The organism is Lachnoclostridium sp. Marseille-P6806 (assembly GCF_964238185.1).
Lineage (GTDB): Bacteria > Bacillota > Clostridia > Lachnospirales > Lachnospiraceae > Brotaphodocola.
Genome location: NZ_CAXSLG010000013.1, coordinates 34,606 through 57,282, shown reverse-complemented (window position 1 = coordinate 57,282; position 22,677 = coordinate 34,606). Strand labels below are relative to the sequence as shown.

Sequence of the window (22,677 nt, the reverse complement as noted above, 5' to 3'; positions counted from 1 at the left end):
CAATTCATATGATTTGTAGCAGCTATGATTCAACGGTGAAAAAGAGAGGGTATTCATGTGAAAAAAGAGGATTTGCTCGTTACGAGACTAAGGAATTACGGAAAATCGGATCAGGTACCGTGTCATATGCCTGGTCACAAACGAAATCAGGAAAGCTGGCTGACATTTGATTTTCCAAATCCTTTTTCGATCGACATTACAGAAATAGATGGATTTGACAATCTCCATCATCCGGAAGGTATTTTGAAGGAATCTATGGAGTGGGCATCAGAAGTATATGGTTGTGATAAAACATGGTATCTGGTTAATGGAAGCACCTGCGGCATTCTCAGCAGTATTTGCGGAACAGTACGGCCGGGAGGGCGGATTCTTATGAGCCGGAACTGTCATAAATCTGCTTATCACGGAGTTATCCTCATGGATGCGAAAGTGAGTTATATTTATCCACAAATAATTGAAGATATGGGGATACAGGGAGGAATTCTTCCGGAGGATGTGGAAAATAGTTTGGATCGTTATCCCGATACAGAAGCAGTTTTGATCGTTTCCCCAACCTATGATGGAATTGTATCTGATGTTGAAAAAATAGCAAAAATAGTTCATGCCCACGGAATTCCTCTGATTGTAGATGAAGCTCATGGAGCTCATTTTTCCTTTGGAAATAGAGTATTTCCAAAATCTGCCATTCAGTGCGGTGCAGATTTGGTGATTCAGAGTGTTCATAAGACCCTTCCTTCTTTTACGCAGACAGCGCTTCTTCATGGACAAAAGGGACGAATTGATATAGACCGGGTGGAGCGGTATCTGCAGATGTTTCAGACCAGCAGTCCATCTTATATATTTATGGCGGGAATAGAACAGTGTATTTATGAAATGAGCCAGAATGGAAAGGACGCGATGGCTCAGTTTTGGAAAAGACTGATGTTGCTTCGGAAACGTCTGGAAAATCTGAGGGTGCTTCGGATTCTGGGAGAAATAAACAGTGGTTTGAATGAATATTCTGTGTCCGAAAATTTAAAAAATGGAGTGTACGGAATTGACTTGTCAAAGCTGGTGATTTCGTGCAGAGGATGCAGAAAAAATCTATCTGGAGAACAGTTAGGAGACTGGCTTCGCCGGGATTATGGAATTGAGATGGAGATGTGCGGAGCAGATTATGCAGTGGCGATCCTGACTTATATGGACAGTCAGGAGAATCTTGATCGTCTGGCAGATGCTTTGCTGGAAATTGATGAAAGTCTGGAAAAAAACAGGTTGGCAGAAGAAGCTTCAGAATCATCTGTCGAAATGGTAAGGGAGAAGGCTTTCGTGACAATCGGGAAGCCAGAGGAAAATAACTGCTGGATTTGGGAACAGCCTGATATCCGGAAGAAGCCGTCAGAGGCGGCGAATCTGCCGTCGGAGTCACTTTTGCTGGAACAGTGCGAAGGAAGAATTTCAGCGGAATTTATTTATTTATATCCGCCGGGAATTCCGATTGTGACGCCGGGAGAGTGTATAACAGAAATGATTTTGAACCAGATTTTTTATTATAAAGGATTGGGACTTCCAGTGCAGGGAATGGCAGATAAAAGCTGCATGAAGCTTCGCGTTTTAAAAGAAAGTCCTGGGACGGAAAGGAAATAATATGGGAAAGATTTTTTATCTAATGGGAAAAAGCGCCTCTGGAAAGGATACCCTTTATAAGAGGCTTTTGGAAGTTTGCCCAAAGCTTAAAACCATTATACTGTATACAACCAGACCGATGCGGGACGGAGAGACGGATGGAGTAGAATATTATTTTACAACGCCGGAAGTCCTTCAGAGATTTTCTGAAGAGGGGAAAATGATTGAGCTGCGCACCTATGAGACAGTAAGCGGTCCCTGGAGCTATGCTACAGTAGATGACGGACAGGTGGATCTGGAAAATGAGGATTACCTTGCGATTGGGACTTTGATTTCTTATGAAAATATGAGAAATTATTATGGAGAGGATCATGTTATTCCGCTTTATATTGCTGTGGATGACGGCGTTCGTCTGGAACGGGCCCTCAGGAGGGAACGGCAGCAGAAAAAACCAAATTATGCGGAGCTGTGCCGGAGATTTCTGGCAGATGAAGCGGACTTTTCCAGGGAGAATTTACAGCGGCTGGGAATTGAAAAAGCCTATGAAAACGAGGATTTTGAGGAGTGTGTCCTCCAGCTGAAAAACACAATTGTGTAACTATTCAGGACGGCGGGAGATCTGGCAGAAAAATTTGTGTCAAGCTTGCTTGTAAGCGGATTTTTCTGCCAGATCTCACATCGGAGGAATCTCCGATGCTTCTTGTTCGGCTTTGCCGGACAAGAAGATGCCGTCCTGAACAGTTATACAATTTCCTATACAGAACCCTGAATCTGTGATATACTTTCACATAAGATAGAAATTCAGAACAGATTGTGAGGTGCAGGCCATGTTAAGCTTCCATGATATTATTGGACATGAACAGATAAAAGATCATTTTCAAAAGGCCATTGCGAATAATAAAGTGTCTCACGCCTATATCCTGACAGGAGAAGCAGGGATGGGACGGAAGTCTCTGGCAAATGCATTTGCGCTGACGCTTCTTTGTGAAAAAGGGAAAAGCGAGCCCTGTATGGAATGTCATGCATGCAAACAGGTATTAAGCGGAAATCACCCGGATTTGATCTATGTAGAGCATGAGAAACCGGGCAGCATTGGTGTGGATGATATCAGAAAGCAGATCAATGACACGATTATGGTACGGCCTTACAGCAGCTATTATAAGATTTATATTGTAGACGAGGCAGAGAAGATGACTCAGCAGGCGCAGAATGCCCTGCTGAAGACCATAGAAGAGCCGCCGTCCTATGCGGTTATTATTCTTCTGACAACCAATCAGGATGCGTTTTTGCCGACAATTCTTTCCCGGTGTGTTCAGCTGAAGCTGAAGCCTCTAAAGGATTTTGTAGTGAAAAGTTATCTGACAGAGCATATGCAGATTGCGGAAGCAGATGCAGATATTTATGCGGCGTTCGCCAGGGGAAATCTGGGACGGGCTATTGCGCTGGCATCTTCTGAGGATTTTAATTTGATGCGGCAGGAGGTTCTTCATCTGCTGAAGCATGTGAAGGATGCAGATATTTCCGAGCTTCTGGATTATATCCGAAAACTGAAGGAGGATAATCTGGATATTTATGAATGTCTTGATTTTATGCAGCTGTGGTATCGGGACGTTCTGCTTTACAAAGTGACGAAGGATATCAATCTGCTGGTCTTTAAGGATGAGTACCGGTCGATCAATGAAATCAGCCAGGTAAGCGGCTATGACGGGCTGGAGCAGATTTTGGATGCCATAGACAAGGCAAGAGTGCGCCTGGATGCCAATGTCAATATGGATCTGGCAATGGAGCTGATGCTTCTGGTAATGAAGGAGAATTAGAAAGAGGTAATATAGATGATAAAGGTAATAGGAGTCCGGTTCCGGAATGCAGGAAAGATTTATTATTTTTCTCCCGGAAATATGGAGATTAAGACGGGTGATCATGTGATCGTGGAGACAGCCCGCGGAATTGAATATGGATATGTGGTTCTGGGCAGCCGCGACGTAGAGGAAAGCAAGGTGATCCAGCCGTTAAAATCTGTAATTCGTATGGCAACGAAGGACGACAAAAATAAAGAGCAGCTGAACCGGGCCAAGGAAAAGGATGCATTTAAGATCTGTCAGGAAAAGATCCGCAAGCACAATCTGGAAATGAAGCTGATCGATGTGGAATATACCTTTGATAATAATAAAATTCTGTTTTATTTTACAGCAGATGGCCGGATTGATTTCCGTGAGCTGGTAAAGGATCTGGCTTCTGTGTTTAAGACCAGAATTGAACTGCGTCAGGTAGGCGTTCGGGACGAAACAAAGATTGTAGGAGGCGTAGGCATTTGCGGAAGGGCTTTATGCTGCCATTCCTATCTGACTGAGTTTATTCCTGTATCGATCAAGATGGCAAAGGAACAGAATCTTTCTCTGAATCCGACCAAGATTTCCGGTGTCTGCGGAAGATTGATGTGCTGTCTAAAAAACGAAGAAGAAACGTATGAATATTTAAACAGCAAACTTCCAGGTATCGGAGATTATGTAACAACCGATGACGGTTTGAAAGGCGAGGTTCAGAGTGTGAATGTTCTGCGCCAGCTGGTTAAGGTGATCGTGGTTGTGGAAAAGGATGAGAAGGAGATTCGGGAGTACAAGGTAGAGCAGCTCAAATTTAAACCGAGACGGAAAAAGGGAAGAGTTGAGGTTGAGGATTCTGAGCTGAAGAAGCTGGAGGCTCTGGAGAAAAAAGAGGGTAAGTCAAAGCTGAATGAATAGAGAGAATACTGCAGAAAAAATGAATCGGAACGAGGAAGTATCAGGTATGTGCCTGGAGGACGAGCGGATTGATGATCTGCAGAGAAATGGCTACCGGATCATTCAGAAAAAGAAGGGCTTTTGTTTTGGCATGGATGCAGTCCTTCTGTCTGGCTTTGCAGCTGTGAAGGAAGGCGAGCGGGCTATTGATCTGGGAACAGGAACCGGAATTATTCCTATTCTTCTTGAAGCAAAAACAGAGGGAAAGGATTTTACGGGACTGGAGATTCAGCAGGAAATGGCAGATATGGCCAGGAGAAGCGTCGGCCTTAACAGCCTGGAGGACAGAGTAAGGATTGTACAGGGCGATATCAGGGAAGCCAGCCGTCTTTTCGGCAAGGCTTCTTTTGATGTGGTTACGTCCAATCCTCCTTATATGAATGACAGCCACGGACTGAAAAATCCGGATTTGCCCAAGGCGATTGCCCGCCATGAGGTGCTTTGTACTCTGGAGGATGTGGCGAGAGAAGCGGCAATGCTTTTAAAGCCGGGCGGTCGTTTTTACATGGTACACCGGCCTCATCGGCTGGCTGAGATTATTACGGTTCTGAAGGAATATAAGCTGGAGCCTAAAAGGATGAAGCTGGTTCATCCTTTTGTAGATCGGGATGCCAATATGGTGCTGATCGAATCAGTACGGGGCGGCCGCTCTATGATGAAGGTGGAAGCACCTGTGATTGTATATCAAAAACCAGGAGTTTATACGGATGAGATTTATACCATATACGGATATTAAAGCTGGAATATGAGAGAGGAGGCAGGAAGAACATGAGCGGAAAGCTGTATTTATGTGCGACCCCCATTGGAAATCTGGATGATATTACGCTGCGGGTTTTGGAAACATTGAAAACAGCAGATCTGATTGCTGCGGAGGATACGCGCCATACGATCAAGCTGCTGAATCATTTTGATATTAAAACGCCTATGACCAGTTATCATGAATATAACAAGGTGGATAAGGCAAGATATCTGGTAGGACAGATGCAGCAGGGCGTGAATATTGCTCTGGTAACAGATGCAGGAACGCCTGGAATTTCAGATCCTGGTGAAGAGCTGGTGCGGCAGTGTTATGAAGCGGGAATTTTAGTTACCTCTCTGCCTGGTCCGGCGGCCTGCATTACAGCTCTGACTCTTTCTGGGCTTCCTACAAGGCGATTTTGTTTTGAGGCATTTCTGCCAACGGATAAAAAGGAACGCCAGTGGATCCTGGAGGAGCTGAAGCAGGAAACAAGAACAATGATTGTTTATGAGGCTCCTCACCATCTGGTGCGCACTCTGGAGGAGCTGGGGGCTGCTCTTGGAATGGAGAGAAGACTGACACTGTGCCGGGAGCTGACTAAGCGGTACGAGGAGGCGTATCAGGCCACCTTTGCAGAGGCTCTTCAAAGATTTGAGACAGAGGAGCCGAAGGGTGAATGTGTGATTGTGATCGAGGGAAGAAGCATAGAGGATCTGAAACGGGAGCAGCAGAAATCCTGGGAGGAAATGAGCCTGGAAGATCACATGGAGGTGTATCTGACACAGGGAATGGATCGAAAGGAAGCTATGAAAAAAGTGGCGAAAGATCGCGGGATTTCCAAGCGAGATGTGTATCAGGGGCTGATGGAAAGGGACGAATAGGAACAAAGAAAATATACAAGGTTTTGTATTGCCAGGAAGTATGGTTTCAGGCGGTGCAGAACCTTTTTGTAATTATAAAAATAAGCATAGAATAAGAAACGTGGAAACTTGTCGCTTCTTCATGTATAATGAAAAGTAAATATATTTTTATATAGAGGATTCTACAATTATGAAAAAACAACCGGGTATTATGTCTTTTTTTCTTTCTTTTTGCATTGCGTTATTTTTAATGGCTGTCTCTGTAATAGGAACTATGATTTATGAAATAAATGTACAGGATCGTTTACAGCTTCAATTTCTTAATCGTATGGCATTATGTGATTCTATTTTTGCTGATTTATATCATATGGAGCAGGTATTTACAGAATTTGTACGTACACGTTCAGAAGATGGAATTGAAATTTATCTGGATTCCTGTCGTGTATTGGAGGAAGATTTGGCAGCATTCCAGAGGGTATGCGAAGGTGAATCTGTAACAATGAATAATATCCGTCGATTAAATAATTTTAATATTTATCAGCAGGAGCAGATTAAAGAAAGTCTTGATACCCATTCCCCTTGGTATACTGTTTATACGTATGTTCTTGATGGACTTAAAATGCATCAGCAGCAGGCACTGGAAATGTCTCAGACTGATATGACATATGCAAGGAAAGCTTATGAAACAGCATCAAAAACTTTGTCACGCAGAGTTTCTCTTGTAGCAGCATTATTTTCGGTAGCTGCGGTTGCAATGGGGGTTGTTCTGGTTCATTTTTCGATTGTAACGCGCAGAATTCTTGGAAATATGACTACATACTTTAATCAGCTGGCCCATAGGAATTGGAATGTTCCGGATTTGGAAATTTCTCGATATAGAGAATTTACTTTAATTTCTCAAACGGCAAATCATATGAAGCAAGAGATCAGAGAGTATATTCGAGATATTAAGAATAAAGCTCGTCTTGAGAAACAATTGAATGAGGAAAGGTTGATTAATGAAAAGCAACACGCAATGATGATTGCAGCACAGCTTTCTGCTTTACGTGCTCAAGTTAATCCTCATTTCTTGTTTAATTCTTTAAATTTAATTGGAGTAACTGCTTTGATTGGTGATTCTAAAATAGTAATGCAGATGGTAGAGGCAACAGGACGTATTTTACGTTATTCTTTGTATCATCAAGAGAGAATGACAGCTTTGGACGAAGAATTAGAAATTGTTGAACAATATCTTTTCTTGCAGAAATGTCGGTTTAATGATGCAATAGAAGCAGAAATTCATAATGATTTAGAAGGAGACGATATTCAAATTCCTACGATGTCTATTCAGCCAATTGTAGAAAATTGCTTTAAGCATGGATTCGGAAATAGAAAGAGTCTTCATATTCATATCTCAATTACTTGGGAAGAAAATAAAGTTTCTATTTGTGTTACTGATAATGGAGTTGGATTTGAACCAGAAAAAGTATTAAAAAAGGATTGGGGCGGAATTGGACTGTCGAATATACAGAAACGTTTGGAACTTCTTTATGGTCCGGAAAATGCGAAAATGGAGATTGCCAGTATACCTGGTATTAGCAGCAGTGTAACTTTGTTAATTCCTCAGGAGGTGTCCAATGAAAATATTAATTGTTGAAGATGAGCTTTTAGAATGTCGGGCAATGGTACAAATGGTACAGGACGGATTTCCCAAAGTGCAAAGTATCCTTACTGCTTCAAACGGAGAAATGGCTGTATCGATTGCCCTTCAGGAAAAGCCAGAATTAATTTTAATGGATATTAACCTTCCATTGTTAGATGGCCTTTCTGCAGCTTCGCAAATTCGTGAAAACCTTCCAGATATAAAAATTATTATTGTATCTGCCTATTCAGATTATGAGCATATGAGAGGTGCAATTTTGAATCAGGCATTAGATTATTTAGTTAAGCCATATTCGATAGAATCTTTTCACGAAGCGGTGGAACGGGGGCTTTTACCAGCTCAAAAAGAGGAGCTGCTTTATGGAAAAGCAGGAACTATTCAAAAAGTCCAAAAATATTTAGAAGTACATTATTCTGAAAATATTACACTTAAGGATATTGCAGATGAAGTATGTTTAGAACGTTCATATCTAGGACGCTTATTCCGTGAAGAGAGTGGGATGACAGTGATGGGATATTTGAAAAATGTTCGAATTGCTCACGCAAAAAAGTTACTTCTTCATGGAATGACGCCAGGGATAGTTGCTCAGAAGACAGGTTTTGGAGATCCTGCATATTTCGCAAAATCATTTAAGCAGGTTACAGGAATTTCTCCTGCTAAATACCGTGAAAGTGTTCATAAAGATTCTTGAAGTATGATTACATAATTTGAAAGTACATTTTCACATAAAAATATTGTATATAAGAACAGGGAAAAATGGACAAAAAAGATATAGAATAGTATCTAATTTGTCTATTTTTTGTGCAATAAAACATTTTTTGCACGATAAATATAAAGAAAATATAAAAAATATCGATTTTGTTATAGAAAGAGTCGATTTTATCTGTGGAAAATTACAAATTACATTGATAAAATGAATTTAACATAACAAGCGCGCACTTGTAAATAACGTAAAGAGATTTGTTTTATCATTTAGGAGGGTTTATCATGAAAAAACTTATGGCATTTTTCATTTCCTGTACACTAGCGGCTTCTTTAACAGCCTGTGGAGGCGGCAATTCTAATACGGAGCAGACAAAGACTTCGTCTGCGGCTGCAAATACAGCAGCTTCTTCAGATGCAGCGTCAGAAGCATCCTCTGAAGAAGCGCCGTCAGGTGATAATTATACTTTAAAATTTGCTCTTCAGAACGGAGAAAATCACCCTCTGTGTCAGGGAATCGCAAAATTTGGTGAAGTTCTAGAAGAAAAAAGTGATGGGCGATTTAAACTGGAACTTTTCTATAGTGGTTCATTGGGAGATAAAGCTACGACAGTGCAGGGACTTCAGACAGGAACTATTGATGCCGCTATGCTTATGAGCGGAGTTATTGCGGATTATGGCTGTGATGGGCTTGGAGTATTTACACTTCCATATTTGTTTGACTCAGTGGAGCACGCGCGAGCTTTTGAGAAGTCACCTGAAGGTCAGGCACTGCTTGATACAGTTCAGTCATCAGGAAGTTCTATGGTGTGCGTTGGGGCATATCAGGAATCTGCCAGAAACTATTTCTTTACTGAAAAACGTGTAGAAAAGCCGGAAGATATGAAAAATATGCAGATTCGTTGTCAGGAAGGATCTATTTACTATGATGCTGTAGAAGCAGTAGGCGCCTTTGCACAATCCGTTGCATTTTCTGAATTATATAGTGCTCTTCAGTCTGGGGTTGTAGATGGAGCAGAGCAGCCATTATCTGGCTTTGTGAATAATGCATTTCAGGAAGTATCCAAGTATTATGTAATGGATCAGCATGAAATCAGCCCGAATCTTATCCTGTTTTCTGAAGCAACATGGAATCAGTTAAATGAACAAGATCAGGAGTTAATAAAAGAATGCTTTGAGGAATCCATTCCGTTCTTTGAAGAATTGTCTGATGCCAAGGATGCGGAATATTTACAGACAATTAAAGAATCTGGAACAGAGGTAATTGAAGTCAATGTCAATGAATGGCAGGAGGCTTGCAGTAGCGTATATGATAAATATGGCGAGGAGTATGCAGAAATTATTTCTCAGATTAAAAACACTTCTTATTAATTTTTAAAATCTATGGAATGGGGGATCGGTGGAGTATACTATACCTCCGCCGATTTTCTTTTCCTGTCAGGAGGAATCATATTATATGGAACAAAATATAGAAGAAAAACGGGAGTCTATTTTAGATCGAATAGCAGATATGATTTCCCGGTTTATGATAGTAATGTGTATTATGATATTTGCCGTTATGGTATTTTCTGTATCTTATGGAGTTTTGGGACGATATCTTCCGTTTATCAGGAATCCTCGGTGGACCCAGGAGCTGGCAATTCTTTGTATGGTTTGGCTGTGCTTTCTGGGAGCTGGTTATGCAATTAAAGAAGGTCTTCATGTGCGTATGACAATTATTGAATTTTTGGTTCCTAAAAAAGCTGCAGCTTTTTTACACCGTCTTGCTTATGTTTTGCTTATGCTGGTAAATGTGATGTGGATAGTTTATGGAATCCAAATTTTGCATTTAACACAAAAGGCAAAAATGTCTGCAACAGGATGGCCAATGAGTACGATTTATCTTTCTGTTGTGATTGGAGGATTTTATGGAACAGCAATGTCTTTATATCGTATTTTGAAGGGAGGTTTTTAGGATATGAATACGACAGCGATTATTCTTTTGCTTGCCTCCTTTTTTATTATGATTATTTTAGGCTTTCATATTTCCTATTCCATGATGGCATCGGCAGCCTTAACAATCCTTTATCTTGGTCTGTCGCCGACTCAGATCATTAACACCATGGTAGACAGTGTCGATGGATTTACTTTTCTGGCCATTCCGTTTTTTATTTTATCTGGAGATATTATGGCACAGGGAGGAATTTCTGACAGATTAATTTTACTTGCTGATGCGTTGGTGGGATGGATGCGCGGTGGACTTGCAATGGTAAACATTTTAGCATCTATTTTCTTTGGAGGGATTTCTGGTTCAGCTACAGCAGATACAGCATCTCTGGGAGCCATTTTAATTCCTATGATGCATAAACAGGGATATGATAAGGAATTTTCTACAGCAGTTACCATGACAAGCAGTGTTCAGGGAATGTTGATTCCACCCAGTCATAATATGATTATTTATGCTATGGCAGCAGGTGGTATTTCTGTTAGTGCGCTCTTTATGGCTGGCATTGTTCCTGGAGTTCTCTTGGGAATTGCATTAATGCTTTACAGTTATTATTTGTCTGTAAAAAGAAATTATCCAAAAGGAACACCATTTACATTAGCTAATCTTTGGACGGCATTAAAAAAATCAATTTGGGGTTTAGGCACAGTTCTGATTGTTGTCATTGGAGTTGTGGAGGGAGTTTTTACAGCAACAGAAAGTGCTGCAATTGCATGTGTTTATGCATTAATTGTATCAATGCTTGTTTATCGTGAGCTTTCTTGGAAGCAATTATTTCATGTTGTAAAAAGGAGCATTAAAACATTATCAACGGTATTGATTTTGATTGCAGCATCTGGTCCTTTTGGTTTTTGCATTACATATTTGAAAATTCCAGAAATGGTAGTAAATGGAATGTTGGGATTAACAGATAGTAAATTCTTGCTTTTATTGTTAATTAACCTGATTATTCTGGTTTTGGGTACCATTCTTGGTATGGCATCCATCATTGTCATTGTTACTCCGATTTTGATGCCGGTTCTGTTAAGTATTGGATTAAGTCCTATCCAATTTGGTGCTATTTTGATTTTGAATTGCGGAATTGGTCTGATAACTCCTCCAGTAGGAGGCGTATTATTTATAGGAAGTGGTATTTCAGGAGTTCCAATTGAACGCTTGTTTAAGCATACACTACCTCTAATTGTGGTAATGTTGATTGTATTGCTTTTGATTACTTATATCCCATCTATTACACTGGCTCTTCCAAATATGTTGGGATTGTTATAAGGAGGATTTTGTGATGAGTAATCAGAAAAATGTATTAATGATTTGTACTGATCATTGGCCAGGATCTTTTTTAGGATGTGCCGGAAGGAAAGATATTATGACTCCCACATTAGATTATCTGGCAAATAATGGAGTTCGTTTTGAAAATTGTTATAGTGAGTGTCCTGTATGTATTCCTGCACGTCGTACCATGATGACTGGATTATCGCCGAAAACACATGGAGATCGAGTATATTCCGATCGTATGGAAATGCCAGATGTTCCAACACTGGCAGAAACTTTCCGAAAGAATGGTTATCAGACAATGGCGGTAGGAAAACTTCATGTTTACCCTCAGAGAAACCGTATTGGTTTTGAAGATGTGATTTTGGCAGAAGAAGGGCGCTATGAACTGGGAGCAGTAGATGATTATCAAATATGGCTGGGCGAGCATGGTTATCTTGGAAAAGAATTTTTACATGCAATGGGGAATAACACCTACTATACGCGTCCATGGCATTTGGATGAACAGGCACATCCGACAAATTGGGTAACTATGGAAATGATGCATCAAATAAAAAGAAAAGATCCTACGCGCCCATTTTTCTTTTATTGCTCTTATCAGTTTCCGCATCCTCCTCTGGTTCCACTTTCGACATTCCTTGATATGTATCAGGAGGAGGAATTAGAGGAACCAATTGGTCAGGATTGGCTGGATGACAGTTATATCTTTAAGGCTATGTGTGAAGCTGCAGGAATTTACACAGAAAAAGAAATAAAAAGAGCAAGGAGAGCTTTTTTTGCCCAGTGTACTCATATTGATTACCAGATACGACTTTTGATTGGAACATTGAGAGAGAGCAATCTCTTAGACGATACTATTTTAGTTTTTACTAGTGATCATGGAGATATGCTTTTTGATCATAATATGGTGGCAAAACGCTGTTTTTATGAAAATGCAACATGCGTTCCCCTTATTTTATCAGGAAAACCGCTGGAAAATTATCGAGGAACAGTGGAAAAGAAGCTTGCACAGCTTGGTGATATTATGCCGACACTTTTAGATTTATGCAATATCCCTATTCCTGAAACAGTGGAAGGTATTCCGTTATTTTCGGATCAACAGCACACATATCTTTATGGAGAAGTGAGTGAAGGAGATAAGGCAACACGAATGATCCGATGGAGAGATTATAAATTAATTTATTATCCCTGTGGAAACGTATTTCAATTATTTGATTTAGAAAAAGATCCGGGAGAAACTCATAATTGTATTGGGGAAGCTGCATATACGGAAATTGAAATACAAATGAAGGAATATTTAATAGAAAGCCTTCACGGAAATGATATGGAATGGATTCAGGATGGAAAATTAAAAGGTTTTTGTCCAGGAGAGTATCATACTAAATCTGATTATGGACTTTATAATCAACGAGGTTATCATTGGCCAACACCGGCAGGGTATAGTAATCAGGGAAAAAATGCATAATTTTTTAATTTTCGTCTTAAAAGCGCCGAAGGTATTTCTTTCGGCGTTTTTTCCTGATTTTTGTCGCAAAAATTTCCTTGACAAACGTTTCATGATCGAATAAGATAAAAAAGATGAAAATACTTTGAGTTTCAAAACATTTGATAACAAAACTAATATTAGAATGAATCTCAATTGGGAACGGGGAAAGAAAATGACAGTGACAGGCAGGATCATTGGAACCGGCTCTTATGTGCCGGAACGGATCGTGACAAATGAAGATTTGGCAAAACTGGTGGAAACCAGTGATGAGTGGATTGTTACCCGCACCGGAATTCATGAGCGGAGAATTGCTGTGGAGGAGGGAACCAGCGCCATGGCGTCCAGGGCAGCAGAGCGGGCTCTGGAGAATGCAGGAATAAAGGCTGAGGAGCTGGACATTATTTTAATGGCAACCTCATCCCCGGATCACTGTTTTCCGAATGGGGCATGTGAAGTGCAGGCAGCTATTGGCGCGGTAAATGCAGTGGCCTATGATATCAGCGCAGCATGTTCAGGATTTGAGTTTGCGCTGAGTACTGTACAGGCTTTTATCCGGGCAGGAATTTATAAAACAGCTCTTATTATCGGCGCAGACTGTCTGAGCAAGCTGACAGACTGGTCAGACCGGGGCACCTGCGTTCTGTTTGGAGACGGTGCAGGAGCAGCAGTGATTCGTGCAGAGAAAACAGGCGTGATTCACAGTGTTATGGGATCTGATGGTGTAAAGGGACCTGTGCTTTCCTGTGTAGCCAGAAGCGAGGGGAATTTCCTGAACGAAAGGAAGCCGGAGCTGGGATACATATATATGGATGGCCAGGAGGTTTTCAAATTTGCAGTAAAGAAGGTTCCGGAATGTATCCGTCAGGTGCTGGAGGAGAGTAAAACAGATATTGAAGAGGTAAAATATTTCGTGCTGCATCAGGCCAATTACCGAATCTGCGAGGCAGTGGCAAAGCGTTTGAAGCAGCCTCTGGATAAGGTTCCCATGAATATCGGTTCCTATGGAAATACTTCCGGCGCAACAGTTCCGATTCTTCTGGACGAATTAAACCGCCAGGGAAGGCTGCAGAGGGGCGATAAGCTGGTTTTAGCAGGCTTCGGCGGAGGTCTTACCTGGGGAGCAGCCCTGGTAGAGTGGTAAAACAGGAAGATTACGGAAAAGAAGTACTTTCTGATAAAAAGGAAGTATGGTATGATGGGTAATATGGAGCAATGTGCCCGGAGCGCATTCTCTTTATAAAAATATAAAACATTTTAAATGAAAAAGGAGAAAGAACCATGTTAGAAAAAATGAAAGAGATTATTGCAGATCAGTTAAGCGTAGACGCAGATTCCATTACAGAGGCATCTTCCTTTAAGGATGACCTGGGCGCTGATTCCCTGGACCTGTTCGAGCTGGTTATGGCTCTGGAGGACGAGTACTCCGTTGAGATTCCCTCTGATGACCTGCAGAACATGATGACTGTTGGTGATGTTATGAATTATCTGAAGGAGAAAGGTGTAGAGGCTTAATGCCCTGCACCTTTTAAAAAAGGAATTCAGGCTGTTGGAGGAACGGAAATGAAAACAAGAATTACAGAACTGCTGGGAATCCAGTACCCGATTATCCAGGGCGGAATGGCCTGGGTGGCTGAGAATCATCTGGCAGCTGCAGTATCTGCAGCAGGCGGACTGGGTCTGATTGGCGGAGCCAATGCGCCGGCAGAGGTAATCCGCGACTACATAAAGAAGGTTAAAGAAGTTACCGATAAGCCCTTTGGCGTGAATGTTATGCTGATGAGTCCTCACGCTGATGAGGTTGCAAAGGTTGTTGTGGAAGAGGGCGTAAAGGTAGTTACTACAGGCGCCGGAAATCCTGAAAAATATATGGAGATGTGGAAGGCGGCAGGAATTAAGGTGATTCCGGTTGTGGCTTCCGTAGCTCTGGCAAGAAGAATGGAGCGTTATGGCGCTGATGCCATTATTGCCGAAGGCACTGAGTCCGGCGGACATATTGGTGAGGCTACAACCATGACTCTTGTTCCTCAGGTTGCAGACGCAGTTTCCATTCCGGTTATCGCAGCAGGCGGAATCGGTGACGGAAGAGGAATCGCAGCTGCATTTATGCTGGGAGCAGAGGCAGTTCAGATGGGAACCCGCTTCCTGGTAGCAAAGGAATGTGTGGTGCATCAGAATTACAAGGACAGAGTTCTGAAAGCAAAGGATATTGATTCCACAGTAACAGGAAGAACTCACGGCCATCCGGTTCGCTGTCTGCGCAACCAGATGACTCGGGAATACATTAAACTGGAGAACGAAGGAAAGTCTTTTGAAGAGCTGGAGTATCTGACTCTGGGAACCCTTCGGAAGGCTGTTCAGGAAGGCGATGTAAACGGCGGTACTGTAATGGCAGGACAGATTGCAGGTATGGTTTCTAAGGAACAGACCTGTCAGGAAATGATTGAAGAAATGATGGAACAGGCAGAGAAGCTGCTTGGACGCAAGTAAGATGTAAAGGAGCAGGAGTGAATGAGTAAGATCGCATTTATTTACCCGGGCCAGGGAGCACAGGTCTGCGGTATGGGACAGGATTTCTATGAGCAGACGGAGATCGGAAAACAGGTATTTGACCTGGCAACAGAGATTCTGGGCTTTTCCGTTCCGGAGCTGTGTTTTACGAAAAATGACAGACTGGATATCACCGAGTATACACAGGCGGCTATGGTAACCACCAGCATTGCTATGACAAAGGTGCTGGAAGAGAAGGGTGTGAAGCCGGATGTGGCAGCAGGACTGAGCTTGGGTGAATATTGCGCACTCTATGCTGCCGGTGCAATGACAGAAAAGGATGCCATTGCTACTGTAAGACAGAGAGGAATTCTCATGCAGGAGGCGGTTCCTGTAGGGCAGGGCGCCATGGCTGCAATTCTGGCTATGGATGCCTCTGCTATTGAAGAGGTGATTTCCGGAATAGACGGAGTTCAGATTGCCAATTACAACTGTCCGGGACAGATTGTAATTTCCGGAAAGAAAGAAGCAGTAGAAACTGCTTGTGAGAAGTTAAAGGAAGCAGGCGCAAAGCGCGCGATTATGCTGAATGTAAGCGGCCCCTTCCATTCCAGAATGCTCACAGGAGCAGGCGAGAAGCTGGGAGAGGTTTTAGAGCAGGTGGAGATTCATCCGCTCAGCATTCCGTATGTGGCAAATGTAACGGCTGAGTATGTGACTGATGCAGCTGATGTAAAGCCTCTGCTGATGAAGCAGGTATCCTCCTCCGTAAGATGGGAGCAGAGTGTGAGAGCAATGCTGGCTGACGGAGTGGACACCTTTATTGAAATCGGACCGGGAAAAACTCTGGCCGGTTTTATGAAGAAGATAGACAGAACGGTAAAGGTTCTTAATATAGAGAAGCTAGAAGATGTAGACAAGGTTGTGGAGGAATTAAGATGTTAACAGATAAAATTGCAGTAGTAACCGGTGCAAGCCGCGGAATTGGCCGTGAGATCGCAGTTACTCTGGCATCAAAGGGCGCTGTGGTGATTGTCAATTACAATGGTTCTGCAGCAAGAGCAGAAGAAGTGGTAAAGGAAATTGAAGAGGCCGGCGGAAAGGCCGAGGCTGTTCAGTGCAACGTATCTGAGTTTGCAAAATCAGCAGAGCTGATGGATTATGTAGTGAAAAAATACGGCCGCGTGGATATTCTTGTAAACAATGCAGGAATTACCAGAGACCATCTTCTGATGAAGATGAGTGAAGAGGATTTTGACGCAGTGATTGACACCAACTTAAAGGGCGCCTTTAACTGCATTAAAAATATTTCCCGCCAGATGTTAAAGCAGAAGTCTGGAAGAATCATCAATATCTCTTCTGTATCCGGCGTAATGGGAAATGCAGGACAGGTAAACTACAGCGCATCAAAGGCCGGTGTTATCGGTATGACCAAGGCAGTTGCCAGAGAGATGGCAACTAGAGGAATTACCTGCAATGCAGTAGCTCCGGGCTTTATTGTAACAGAGATGACGGATGTTCTTTCTGATACCATCAAGGAAAATATTACCAATCAGATTCCTATGAGAAGATTTGGACAGACAAAGGATGTAGCAAATCTGGTTGCATTCCTTGCTTCTGAGGAGGCTGGTTACATAACTGGACAGGTAGTGGGTGTAGACGGCGGAATGGCCATGTAAAGGAAAGAGAAGGAGAAAGAGACATATGAGCAGACGGGTTGTAGTGACAGGTCTTGGAGCAATTACTCCGATTGGCAATAATGTAGAAGCGTTCTGGAATGGCCTGAAGGAGAAAAAGGTCGGAATCGGCCCTATTACTTATTTTGATACAGCAGATTATAAAGCAAAGCTGGCTGGTGAGGTTAAGGATTTTGATCCGAAGCAGTATATGGATCCCAAGGCTGCAAAGCGTATGGAGAAATTCTGTCAGTTTGCAGTGTGTGCTGCAAAAGAGGCCATTGAGGATGCAGGACTGAATATGGAGCAGGAGGATCCTTTCCGCGTAGGCGTAAGTGTAGGCTCTGGTATCGGAAGCCTGCAGTCTGTAGAGAGAGAATACAGCAAGATGCTTCAGAAGGGACCAAACCGCGTCAATCCTCTGTTAGTTCCCCTGATGATCAGCAATATGGCAGCAGGAAATGTTTCGATTCAGTTTGGCATGAGAGGAAAATGCATTAACGTAGTTACTGCATGTGCAACCGGTACTCACAGTATTGGTGAGGCTTTCCGTACCATTCAGTACGGAGATGCAGATGTTATGATTGCAGGCGGTACTGAGGCAAGCATTACTCCTATTGGCGTAGCCGGATTTGCAGCTCTGACAGCGCTGAGCACCAGCGAGGATCCCATGCGCGCATCCATTCCTTTTGATAAGGACAGAAACGGTTTCGTTATGGGTGAGGGCGCAGGCATTGTGGTCCTGGAGTCTCTGGAGCATGCTCAGGCAAGAGGCGCAAAGATTTATGCAGAGCTGGCTGGCTATGGAGCAACTGGCGACGCTTATCATATTACTTCTCCGGCAGAGGACGGAAGCGGCGCTGCAAAGGCTATGGAGATGGCGATTGCAGATGCAGGGCTGAAGCCAGAGGATGTTGACTATATCAATGCTCACGGAACCAGCACCCATCACAACGATTTATTTGAGACAAAGGCAATTAAGCTGGCTCTGGGCGATCATGCTGGAAATGTAAAAATCAACTCTACCAAGTCTATGATAGGACATCTGCTGGGAGCAGCAGGCGGCGTTGAATTTATTACCTGTGTCAAGTCTATTGAAGAGGGCTTTGTACACGCAACCGCAGGTCTTCAGGAAGAGGATCCGGAGTGTGATCTGGATTATACCAAGGGCGAAGGCGTTTCTATGAATGTGAACTGTGCGCTTTCCAATTCTCTGGGCTTTGGTGGACATAATGCAACTCTGCTGGTAAAGAAGTTTGAAGGCTGATGGAGAAGACGGGAGGATATAAGACCATGACGATTGATGAGATTGTAACTCTGATTCAGGCAGTTTCTGATAATGGACTGACCAGTTTTGAATATGAGGAAGGGGACCAGAAGCTGGTTCTGAAAAAGAAAAAGAAGAAAAATATTGCCCAGGCTCCGGTGGCTCCCGTTGTAATTTCCCAGCCGGCAGCTCCTATGATGAGTCCTGTTCCCATGCCTGTTGCAGCAGCTCCGGCTCCTGCAGCAGCTGAAACCGCTTCGGCGGCTCCGGAAAGCGCTGCTGATAAGGCGGGTTCCGGAAATAAGGGCGGAATTGATTCTGATAAGGTAGTGGTTTCTCCTCTGGTTGGAACCTTCTACAGTTCTTCCTCTCCGGAGGCAGAGCCCTTTGTAAAGGAAGGGGACACTGTCAAGAAGGGACAGATTCTCGGAATCATTGAGGCAATGAAGCTGATGAATGAGATTGAGAGTGAGTATGACGGAGTGGTGGAAGCTATTCTGGTAAATAACGAGGATGTTGTGGAATACGGACAGCCCCTGTTCCGTATCCGGTAAGGAGAAAAGATATGAGATTGGGAATTAAAGAAATTCAGGAGATTATTCCGCATCGTCATCCTTTCCTGCTGATTGATTTTATCGATGAGCTGGAGCCGGGAAAACGGGCGGTTGGTTATAAATCCATTACATTTAATGAGCCGCAGTTTAACGGCCATTTTCCAGGGCAGCCGGTTATGCCGGGTGTGCTGATGATTGAGGCACTGGCTCAGGTTGGTGCAGTGGCAATTTTAAGCCTGGAGGAAAACAAGGGAAAAACCGCGTTTTTCGGAGCTATCAACAATGCCAAGTTTAAACAGATGGTTCTGCCGGGCGATCGGCTGAAGCTGGAATGTGAAATTATCAAAAGCAAAGGCAAGGTAGGCGTAGGCAAGGCCGTGGCTACCAATGCAGAGGGCAAGGTTGCTGTTTCTGCAGAGCTGACCTTTGTTGTAGGTGACTAAGAAGCAGAGGGGAAGCGCAGCCATGTTTGAAAAAATCTTAATCGCCAACCGGGGCGAAATTGCAGTGAGAATTATAAGAGCATGCCGTGAAATGGGAATTAAGACTGTAGCGGTTTATTCAGAAGCAGATCGGGACAGTCTGCATACGCTTCTGGCGGACGAGGCTATCTGCATCGGTCCGGCTGCGTCCGGCCAGAGCTACCTGAATATTGAGAGAATTCTGGCGGCAACCGTAGCTATGAAGGCGGAGGCAATCCATCCGGGATTTGGCTTCCTGTCTGAGAATGCCAGATTTGCAGAGCTGTGCGAAAAGTGCAGCATTGCATTTATCGGCCCCTCTGCAGAAATTATCAGCAGAATGGGCAATAAATCCGAGGCAAGAAAAACGATGATTGAGGCCGGAGTTCCGGTGGTTCCCGGCAGCAAGGAGCCGGTTTACACCGCAGAGGCGGCTCTGGAAATGGCAAAAGCCATTGGTTTTCCGGTGATGATCAAGGCATCCTCCGGCGGCGGCGGAAAAGGAATGCGGGTGTCCTGGAGTGAGGCGGATTTTACTTCCAACTTCCAGAATGCTCAGATGGAATCGATCAAAGGCTTTTCTGATGATACCATGTATCTGGAGCGGTATGTGGAGAAGCCGAGACATATTGAATTCCAGATTATGGCAGATAAATACGGCAATGTGGTTCATTTAGGCGAGCGTGACTGTTCGATTCAGCGCCGCCATCAGAAGGTGCTGGAGGAGTCTCCGTCTGTAGCAATTTCAGAGGAGCTTCGCCGGGAAATGGGAGAGACTGCAGTGCGTGCCGCAAAGGCGGTAGGCTATGAGAATGCGGGAACTATTGAGTTTTTACTGGATAAGAACAAGAATTTTTATTTCATGGAAATGAATACGAGAATTCAGGTAGAGCATCCGGTAACGGAATTTGTCAGTGGTATTGATCTGATTAAAGAGCAGATCCGTGTGGCTGCGGGAGAGCATTTAAGCGTCAGCCAGGAGGATATCCATATTCAGGGACATGCGATTGAATGCCGTATTAATGCAGAAAATCCGTCCAGGAATTTTATGCCCTGTCCGGGACTGATCAGCAACGTTCATTTTCCAGGCGGAAACGGTGTTCGCGTAGATACTCATATTTATAATGATTACCGGGTTCCGGCCAACTATGATTCCATGCTGATGAAGCTGATTGTCCATGGAAAGGACCGGGAAGAAGCTATTGCAAAAATGAGAAGCGCTTTGGGCGAGCTGATCATAGAGGGAATTGATACAAACCTGGATTTCCAGTATGAGATTCTGAGCAATCCGGTTTACCAGGATGGCCATGAGATTGATACGGATTTTATTCCGAATTATTTTCCTGAATACTGCAAGTAGAAGGAAAAAACTGTTGAAGTTCTCAGAGATTCGCCCAGAGGGCAAGGAGAAGTATTATGCTGAGAGATATGTTTAAAAAAACATATACTGTAATTGACAGTCGTGTAAAGACTGGGAAACGGGAGAAAACGGAAGAACCGAGTATTCCTCAGGGACTGTGGAGAAAATGCAATAAATGCGGACAGCCCATTTACGTGGAAGATGTAACAAACAATTATTATGTCTGCCCCAAATGCGGCGGATATTTCCGGGTTCATGCCTATCGTCGGATCGAAATGCTGATTGATGAAGGAACCTTTGAGGAATGGAACCAGGAAATGGAGTTTTCCAATCCTCTGGATTTCCCGGGATATGAAAAGAAGGTTCAGGCAACCAGAGAAAAAACGAGGCTGAATGAGGCCATTGTAACCGGAAAGGGAATGATTCACGGCCTTCCGGCTGCTGTGGGCGTATGTGATGCTCGGTTTATTATGAGCAGCATGGGCCATGTTGTAGGAGAAAAGGTTACACAGATGGTGGAGCGGGCAACAGAGGAGAAGCTGCCTGTGATTATTTTTGCATGCTCCGGAGGTGCCAGAATGCAGGAGGGAATTGTATCTCTGATGCAGATGGCGAAAACCTCAGCAGCTCTGAAACGCCATCATGAGGCAGGACAGCTGTTTATCAGTGTTCTGACAGATCCCACAACTGGAGGAGTAACGGCAAGCTTTGCCATGCTGGGAGATATTATTCTGGCGGAGCCAGGAGCTTTGATTGGATTTGCAGGACCCCGTGTCATTCAGCAGACTATTGGTCAGAAGCTTCCGGAGGGCTTCCAGAGAGCAGAATTTCTTCTGGAGCATGGATTTGTAGATAAGATTGTGCCCCGTGATGAGCAGAAGCGGGTGATTGCAGATATTCTGAGAATGCACAGAAAGCCAGATGCACTGACTCTGAAAAATGCGGGAATCGGAAGAGACGGACAGGCTGAGGCTTCTGGAAAGTTTTCTTTTAACCGTTCCGGGAAGAGTGCCTGGGATACGGTTCTTTTATCCAGAGATGGAGCAAGACCGGTGGCAACCGACTATATTGATGCAATTTTTGATGACTTTATGGAATTCCATGGCGATCGGTATTTTAAGGATGACGGCGCTATTGTGGGCGGCATTGCTACCTTTAAGGGGATTCCGGTTACGGTAATCGGCCAGCAGAAGGGAAAAACCACAAAGGAAAATATCAGAAGGAATTTTGGTATGCCGTCTCCGGATGGGTACCGGAAGGCTCTGCGGCTGATGCAGCAGGCAGAAACCTTTGGCCGTCCGATTATCTGCTTTGTGGATACTCCAGGAGCTTTCTGCGGTATTGAGGCAGAGGAGCGGGGACAGGGAGAGGCGATTGCAAGAAACCTGTTTGAAATGGCATCTCTGACAGTGCCTGTGCTTTCTCTGGTTATTGGTGAAGGCGGCAGCGGCGGAGCTTTGGCTATGGCTGTGGCTAATGAGGTCTGGATGATGGAAAATGCCATTTATTCGATTCTTTCACCGGAGGGCTTTGCTTCGATTCTGTGGAAGGACAGCAAGAAGGCGGCAGATGCAGCCAGAGTTATGAAGATCACAGCAGCAGATCTCTGTGAGATGGGTCTGATCGAGGACGTTATTCCGGAGAAACAGCCGGCCTGTGCAGATACGATGCCTGAAATTGCCGGAATCATCAGAGAAAAGCTGTCTGCTTTTCTGAACAGATACGAAAATATGAAGCCTGAGGAGCTTGCAGAACAGAGGTATCAGCGGTTCCGCAGAATATAGCCTCCTCTGTTTGAGATACAG

Annotated in this window: 22 protein-coding genes; all 22 read left to right on the top strand. The window is 43.6% G+C overall.

Annotation, left to right across the window (positions count from 1 at the left end):
* Positions 1-57 precede the first annotated feature (57 nt).
* The 22 genes from ACESON_RS14640 (at position 58) to accD (ending at position 22,656) form a co-directional block, all read left to right on the top strand.
* The gene (locus ACESON_RS14640; protein ID WP_373110654.1) at positions 58-1,626 is read left to right on the top strand and encodes an aminotransferase class I/II-fold pyridoxal phosphate-dependent enzyme; all 1,569 of its coding nucleotides are present in this window, start codon (positions 58-60) and stop codon (positions 1,624-1,626) included.
* A gap of 1 nt (position 1,627) precedes the next feature.
* On the top strand, positions 1,628-2,203 hold the full coding sequence (locus ACESON_RS14635) for a guanylate kinase (protein ID WP_177958060.1): 576 nt from the start codon (positions 1,628-1,630) through the stop codon (positions 2,201-2,203).
* 229 nt (positions 2,204-2,432) lie between these two features.
* On the top strand, positions 2,433-3,422 hold the full coding sequence (holB, locus tag ACESON_RS14630) for a DNA polymerase III subunit delta' (RefSeq protein WP_373110652.1): 990 nt from the start codon (positions 2,433-2,435) through the stop codon (positions 3,420-3,422).
* Between the two features lie 15 nt (positions 3,423-3,437).
* Complete coding sequence (locus ACESON_RS14625; protein ID WP_177958063.1) at positions 3,438-4,346, top strand: stage 0 sporulation family protein; 909 nt, start codon at positions 3,438-3,440, stop codon at positions 4,344-4,346.
* 46 nt (positions 4,347-4,392) lie between these two features.
* On the top strand, positions 4,393-5,121 hold the full coding sequence (locus tag ACESON_RS14620; RefSeq protein ID WP_373110669.1) for a tRNA1(Val) (adenine(37)-N6)-methyltransferase: 729 nt from the start codon (positions 4,393-4,395) through the stop codon (positions 5,119-5,121).
* 32 nt (positions 5,122-5,153) lie between these two features.
* Positions 5,154-6,005, top strand: coding sequence for a 16S rRNA (cytidine(1402)-2'-O)-methyltransferase (gene rsmI, locus ACESON_RS14615; protein WP_373110650.1), 852 nt, complete (start codon positions 5,154-5,156; stop codon positions 6,003-6,005).
* 169 nt (positions 6,006-6,174) lie between these two features.
* Complete coding sequence (locus tag ACESON_RS14610; RefSeq protein WP_373110649.1) at positions 6,175-7,620, top strand: sensor histidine kinase; 1,446 nt, start codon at positions 6,175-6,177, stop codon at positions 7,618-7,620.
* Positions 7,601-8,317 (top strand): helix-turn-helix domain-containing protein, encoded by a 717-nt coding sequence (locus ACESON_RS14605; protein WP_373110647.1) that lies wholly within the window; start codon positions 7,601-7,603, stop codon positions 8,315-8,317. The genes ACESON_RS14610 and ACESON_RS14605 overlap by 20 nt, the downstream gene beginning before the upstream one ends.
* A gap of 296 nt (positions 8,318-8,613) precedes the next feature.
* Entirely contained in the window at positions 8,614-9,699 is a 1,086-nt protein-coding gene (locus ACESON_RS14600; protein WP_373110645.1) for a TRAP transporter substrate-binding protein, read from the top strand.
* 85 nt (positions 9,700-9,784) lie between these two features.
* Positions 9,785-10,282, top strand: a complete 498-nt coding sequence (locus ACESON_RS14595) for a TRAP transporter small permease (protein ID WP_373110643.1) — start codon at positions 9,785-9,787, stop codon at positions 10,280-10,282.
* A gap of 3 nt (positions 10,283-10,285) precedes the next feature.
* Positions 10,286-11,578, top strand: a complete 1,293-nt coding sequence (locus ACESON_RS14590) for a TRAP transporter large permease (protein WP_373110641.1) — start codon at positions 10,286-10,288, stop codon at positions 11,576-11,578.
* A 13-nt stretch (positions 11,579-11,591) separates the two neighbouring features.
* The gene (locus tag ACESON_RS14585; protein WP_373110639.1) at positions 11,592-13,046 is read left to right on the top strand and encodes a sulfatase-like hydrolase/transferase; all 1,455 of its coding nucleotides are present in this window, start codon (positions 11,592-11,594) and stop codon (positions 13,044-13,046) included.
* A 199-nt stretch (positions 13,047-13,245) separates the two neighbouring features.
* Entirely contained in the window at positions 13,246-14,208 is a 963-nt protein-coding gene (locus ACESON_RS14580; protein WP_373110668.1) for a beta-ketoacyl-ACP synthase III, read from the top strand.
* Positions 14,209-14,345: 137 nt separating this feature from the next.
* Positions 14,346-14,579: an acyl carrier protein gene (gene acpP / locus ACESON_RS14575; protein WP_177958100.1), complete on the top strand. Its 234-nt coding sequence runs from the start codon at positions 14,346-14,348 to the stop codon at positions 14,577-14,579.
* A 48-nt stretch (positions 14,580-14,627) separates the two neighbouring features.
* Positions 14,628-15,554, top strand: coding sequence for an enoyl-[acyl-carrier-protein] reductase FabK (gene fabK / locus ACESON_RS14570; protein ID WP_177958099.1), 927 nt, complete (start codon positions 14,628-14,630; stop codon positions 15,552-15,554).
* 21 nt (positions 15,555-15,575) lie between these two features.
* Entirely contained in the window at positions 15,576-16,499 is a 924-nt protein-coding gene (gene fabD / locus ACESON_RS14565) for an ACP S-malonyltransferase (RefSeq protein ID WP_373110638.1), read from the top strand.
* A complete protein-coding gene (gene fabG, locus ACESON_RS14560) occupies positions 16,493-17,233 on the top strand; it encodes a 3-oxoacyl-[acyl-carrier-protein] reductase (RefSeq protein WP_177958097.1) in 741 nt (246 codons plus the stop codon). Before fabD ends, fabG begins: the two co-directional genes overlap by 7 nt.
* 25 nt (positions 17,234-17,258) lie before the next feature.
* A complete protein-coding gene (gene fabF / locus ACESON_RS14555; RefSeq protein ID WP_177958096.1) occupies positions 17,259-18,497 on the top strand; it encodes a beta-ketoacyl-ACP synthase II in 1,239 nt (412 codons plus the stop codon).
* 26 nt (positions 18,498-18,523) lie between these two features.
* A complete protein-coding gene (accB, locus tag ACESON_RS14550) occupies positions 18,524-19,051 on the top strand; it encodes an acetyl-CoA carboxylase biotin carboxyl carrier protein (RefSeq protein WP_373110666.1) in 528 nt (175 codons plus the stop codon).
* Positions 19,052-19,062: 11 nt separating this feature from the next.
* Entirely contained in the window at positions 19,063-19,494 is a 432-nt protein-coding gene (fabZ, locus tag ACESON_RS14545) for a 3-hydroxyacyl-ACP dehydratase FabZ (protein WP_177958095.1), read from the top strand.
* Between the two features lie 22 nt (positions 19,495-19,516).
* Entirely contained in the window at positions 19,517-20,872 is a 1,356-nt protein-coding gene (locus ACESON_RS14540; protein ID WP_177958094.1) for an acetyl-CoA carboxylase biotin carboxylase subunit, read from the top strand.
* A gap of 56 nt (positions 20,873-20,928) precedes the next feature.
* Positions 20,929-22,656 carry an acetyl-CoA carboxylase, carboxyltransferase subunit beta gene (gene accD / locus ACESON_RS14535; RefSeq protein ID WP_177958093.1) on the top strand — a complete coding sequence of 576 codons (1,728 nt, stop codon included), beginning with the start codon at positions 20,929-20,931 and terminating at the stop codon, positions 22,654-22,656.
* Positions 22,657-22,677 lie beyond the last annotated feature (21 nt).